The organism is Pseudomonas sp. P5_A12, from assembly GCF_056400685.1.
Genome location: NZ_JBFUKU010000326.1, coordinates 1 through 5,541, shown reverse-complemented (window position 1 = coordinate 5,541; position 5,541 = coordinate 1). Strand labels below are relative to the sequence as shown.

The 5,541-nt window shown below is 57.1% G+C and carries 2 protein-coding genes and 1 pseudogene; all 3 read right to left on the bottom strand.

All coding sequences use genetic code 11. The features are described from left to right. Window positions 1–195 precede the first annotated feature (195 nt). Window positions 196–3,912, bottom strand: coding sequence for an ATP-binding protein (locus AC1DSG_RS26765; protein WP_477793577.1), 3,717 nt, complete (start codon window positions 3,910–3,912; stop codon window positions 196–198). 615 nt (window positions 3,913–4,527) lie between these two features. Beyond that, entirely contained in the window at window positions 4,528–5,205 is a 678-nt protein-coding gene (locus AC1DSG_RS26760) for a hypothetical protein (protein WP_477793576.1), read from the bottom strand. Between the two features lie 60 nt (window positions 5,206–5,265). Further along, window positions 5,266–5,541: pseudogene (locus AC1DSG_RS26755) on the bottom strand (MFS transporter); the annotation flags it as partial.

Here is a 5,541-nt window from a genome sequence, read left to right as displayed (position 1 = left end):
TGTTCAACTGGACTTCCTCGTGACGGGGTCACAGATGGAGCGGTAATGCGACCGGAGCACGCCCGGGCATGGTGCGGCTGTCAATTCTGCCAAGTAAGTGCAGTTAAGCATGCCAACCAAACATCCGCTCTGACATGGACTGAATCGTTTGCGCCGGGCGCTGAAAATCCTTAAAAACTTCTACACAAAGCGTTTTCAAGGCATGTAGTGCGAGTTGCCCTGATGTTTCTGTCCGCCCATTACTCTTGTTTCACAAGCCTGCAAGGCCTCGCTCAGACAGACTTGCGCCCGCTGGAAATCGAAATGTTTGACCGCGCGTTCCAGTAGCCGGAAGCTGTTCGCAAACGCGCCACGGAGTAAACCTGCATGCGAGGTAAAGTAAGGCACTGCCTGCGCATCAAAGTCACCCAGCAGCGCATCAAGTTGCAGGCAAATCCGTTGCAACTCGATCACGTCGACCACTGTTGGTGCGGTTTCGACTTCACTGGGCAGCTTCTCCCGCAATTGCGCCAGCAGTGTTTCCAAGGGTTCAGTCAGCGCCTGCAGAGCGACCTGCAACTCATCCTGGGGTCGCTTTGCGCGCAGTGCCTGCTCCAATATATTTGCCGCCTGGGCCACGGCGTCGGCACCGATGGTCGCTGATTCGCCTTTGCAGCTATGGGCCAACAATTCGGCTTTATCCAGCTCGCCCGCCGCCATCGCCGCGTTCAACTGTTCCAGCACGGGGTTCTGGCTGTCCAGGTAGTGGTGCAACATGTCCGCATACAGGCTGTGCCTGCCCAATACCCGGCGGAGGCCGGCAACCATGTCCACACCGTCGAGTTTCAAACCCGCATCCGCGTCACTCATCTTTGCCGCCGACTCAGGTACCAGGGCTTGCTTTTGCCGGGCCGGTGTCTCTGTCAGCCAGCGTCGCAAAACGACATAGAGCGTCTGCGGTTCGAAGGGCTTGCTGACAAAATCATTCATGCCGGCCGCCAGGCAAGCGTCATGATCACGCCTGCTGGCGTTGGCGGTCATCGCGATCACGGGCAGGGAGCTCAATCCGGGCTGCCCGCGCAGTAGACGGGTGGCTGCCAGACCATCGAGCACCGGCATCTGCATGTCCATGAACGCCAGGTCATAGCGCTCAGCGGACAACCGATTCAGCGCCTGACGGCCATCAGCCGCGATATCGACCGAACAACCCACCGCCTGCAGTAATTCGGCGGACACCTGCTGGTTCAGTTCATTGTCTTCCACCAGCAAAATACGTGTCCCTTCGGCCGCCCTCCAGTCGCCGGGAGGTTCCTCTGTGCACAGGTCATCAATGACATTGCTCTGGGCCAACAGTAAACGGACCTCAAACCAAAAAGTGCTGCCTTCACCTTCCACACTCTTGACGCCGACCTGCCCCCCCATCAACTCGGACAGTTGTTTGGCAATGGTCAACCCCAGGCCCGAGCCACCGAAGCGTCGCGTGGTGGAAGTATCAGCCTGCTGGAAGCTCTGGAAAATATGTTTTAACTGCTCGGGCGAGAGCCCTATGCCGCTATCAGTGACGCTGAAGGAAAGCCAAGCGTCCTCAGTGCCGGCCTGACTTAAGGTCACCTCAAGCCGAATCTGTCCACGTTCGGTGAACTTCACCGCATTACTCAAGTAGTTGAGCAGTATTTGCCGCAGTCGGAGCGAATCGCCGCATAAAAGATCGGGCACATCCGCAGCGACGTCGAGCCGTATATTCAAGCCTTTATCGGCAATTCGCGGACGGACTTGGTCGAGCACGTCTTCCAGCAGTTGGGCCAGGCTGAAGTCGCGGACCTCCAGCTCAAGCTTTCCAGCCTCGATCTTGGAAAAATCCAGAATATCGTCAATGACGCCCATCAAATGTCGGCTGGAGCTTTGTACCTTGTGCAGGTAGTTGCGCTGACGTTCGCTCAGCTCCGTGCGCAAGCTCAGGTACGTCATGCCCATGATGGCGTTAATCGGCGTGCGAATTTCGTGGCTCATGTTAGCCAGGAATGCGGCCTTGATGCGTGAGCTATCCTCGGCCAGTTGCCGCGCCTGCCGCATTTCGTCCGCAGCCGCATGCTGGACGGAAATGTCTTCGATGATCCAGATCGAACCACTACACGACAGCAGTCCGGGCGCAACGGCCCGTGCACTCACGCTTGCCCAGAAATAGCTTCCGTCCTGACGGCAAAACTGCATTTGTTGCTGGAAGATGTCACCGCGGCCCAGTGTCTCGCGAACCAAGGCTTCGAACGTGATCATCGCCTCTACCGACATCACCTGATTCATCCAGATCTGCGGGGAGCGCTGCAATTGCTCGCCCGGGGCATAACCAAACAACTCGTCCAGCCGCGAATTGGCCTGCACGATCAACTTGCCTCGCACCAGTGCTATGCCATAGGGTGCCATGGCAACGATTACCTGCTGCTGTTCGTGTGCTTCACGCAGGCTGCGCTCTTCAGCTTTGCGCTGGCTGAGGTCGTGAATCGCAACGCACAGGCATTCTCCTCGACCCTCTCGCATCGGCAGCAGGCACAGGTGCAACTCGGCAGGAAACTCGCTGCCGTCAGCACGAAGGGCAATCACCTCGACCGTATTGAGCAGATTTTTTATCCGCACCTGCGCGAGCAGACGATCAATGGCTTCGAGCTGGCTGTCAGGCACCAGCGCCCGATAACTCTGGCCAAGCAAGCTGCCGGGAGCATAACCAAAGGTCGCTTCGCTCATCTGGTTAGTCAGGATCACACCCTGCTCATCGAACACCAGCAGCGCTTTAGGCGCGAACTCGACGATGCCGCGGTACCAGCTCTCGGTGGCCTCCAGGGACTGCTGGCGCTGTTGCAATATCAACGCCTGGCGCTCCAATTGCTGAGTCTGCAGGCGGGACTGGTGCAATAACTGCTGATTGTGTGTGCGCTGCAGCAGCAAACTCAGCAGCGTGCCGAGTCGACTGGGCAAGCTGTCGAGCAGGTTGAGCTGGGTGGGATCAGGGCGATGAGCGAAATCGAGTTCAAGGCTGGCGAGCTGCTGCCCCTTCTGGAGCAGTGGCAAACTGTAATGCACTCGGCCATTACGCCCGACGGCGGGCTCTTCGTCGAATAACAAAACCACCTGGCAACCCAGGCATGTGCCCAGTTGCTGTTGCAATGTTTCGGCAAATGCCTCCCTGCTGGCACACAGCTGCAAGGCTTGCGCCAGTTCGTCAAGACGCGCCTTAACCCAGTGTTGGCAACGCAGCGCCTCATTGACATCTACATAGGCTTCGAATGTTTCGGCCAGGATCATGACTTCGGCAAGGGCGTCTAACCGAGGAGGCGGACCCAGTGCCCCACCGGCCTGCAGGCAGCGTATGCGCTCAGAAAGGACCTGCATGGGTATCATCAACCGACGCCGAAGAATCACCCAAAACACCAGCAGCGACACAATCAACGTAACCAGTTGCACCAACGCACTGAATAAGCCGGCCTGTTCGGCGCGCTCGTGGTAGAAGAAAAATTCTTCGTTCGCTCGATCATAGATAGACTGGCGCAACTGAGTGGCTGCTTGTGCAATACCATGTCCGGTTTCAACATACAAAACGCTTTCCAGCCCCGAGCCGCTACTCGCCTTTGCCGTTGACTCCATTGCACTGCGCTCAATTTGCGTCCGGGTGACGTCCAAGGCTTCAATTCGCGCCAAAAGCCCATCTTCCTCAGTCGTCAGCCCCTGTTGCCGCAATTTGTTGGCGACATTCGCCAAAGCATGTCCCTGCTGCCATAACGCATAGTACTGCTCGCGGTATTGCGCCTCACCGGTCCTCACATTAAGACTGGCCTGCTGGGTCAACTCGCGGTTGACTTCAAATAACGCCGAGGTTTGGAGGGTCGCCAGGATGCGCTTATCCGTGGCCTGGTCGGCATTTGTGTTGTAGTAACGAGTCATCGACTGGGCAACCACAAAGGCGACCAAGGCAGCTCCGAATCCTAAAGAAATTCGTTTAGTCAGACGCTCCAAGCTCATGGACTCTCCCTCGAGCACACCCCGACCTACAATAGGTCCCGCACCTTCACCGGTGCTGTGAAAACATCAACTTCGTGCGCCTCGATTCGATGAAGTGCCGGGGCGCCCTATAGCGAACCCTGCGGCACTGTACAGGCACCGCTTGCGAGCCACCGCAATGGGTGGCACTTTGCCTGTCATGACCACAATGCGTGTTGGTCATAGCAAATGCAAATACAAATGATTAGACAGCTCGAATGAGAGGGCAACCCTGTGCAATTACCCGAGTGATGTGCGACGTTTTACGAAATGCCAATGCGAGCGTCCTCTCGCCGCTTTTGTTCAGGACTGATTCMGCTGGCGGCCCGCTATCCGCCTGCGACTTGAACAATGGTGGCAATGGTTTGGTCTGCGATGGAGAGTTTCGGCGTTGTGGGCTTCAGCTCATGGCAATCCTCGGCGTTTTTACACAACCAGGGGCGATTGCCGCCCTCCGCGCCAGGCAAAAAACTGCCATGAGCAGACGATGGCAAATGACCGAGCCGGACCCAAAACTATCTAGCAGATTTCATTGTTGAGCGGATGGCAGGAGAACACCGCTTCGTAGATCTCGAATGCGTTGTCTGCCACAAGCAGTTGTCTCGCGTGGTTCACAGCGCGTTCCAGGGCAGCATTATCAAGTGCCTGGATAATCAACAACCCCGAAAACTCTCCTTCCTGGCTGCTGCGCATCGACTTTTCTCGAGTGGCGATAGACGTGGCTTCGGTCTGCACTGTCATCATCTGAACGTTTACGACCCAATCCAACTCCGCCAGCGTTTCGGCCAGTTGACGTCCCTTCGACCCTGTCAATGCGTCAGGCAGGGTGCCGTCGAAACGCGCAATGGCGAGATGACTTCCGTTTGCGCCGACATGACCGCCACTGACATCGACCGAACCGCCGCCGCGACGGAACTGCATCAGCCGGGGCATGACCCTTTGCGTCCATGGAGTAGGATCATTGAGTCGTGCGAGATAGCCCGGGCTGGACATCACGCCGGCTTCTGCCAACTCATACAACATGAAGTATTGCGATGGTTGACTGTCGCGCCGCCTGAATACACGGCCAGAGAGAAAGCCCGGCACGCTGACACGCTCGAAAATATGTTCGCGCGTGAGCCAGTGCAAATAGTCTGTTTCCGCCTCCGCCGCAATCGTGCTCCAGATCGCAAGCAAGCCTTTGGATTGGTCGGTCATCAATGTTCTCGCTTTTACGGTTTCGATGTAGCGGTGCGACCAGCGCACCGCTGGATGAGATCAAGAGTTCGCGTGACGCACCTGCGCATGCTGGTTGCCGGCGACCTCATCGACTGAATCGAGGCGATTCATGTCGACACCCGCTGTTTCCGGACCTATTGCAATCATGCAGAAAGAGATCACGTTCAGCGTTCCGACAAGTGCCACGAGCGCCCATGGCGAGCCGTTGCTCAAGTTCAAGAGCCAGGTTGCGACAATGGGAATCGGGCCACCCGCGAACAGGCTAGCTCCCGTGAAAGCCAGAGCCGAAGCGGAATAGCGGACATTGGTCGGAAA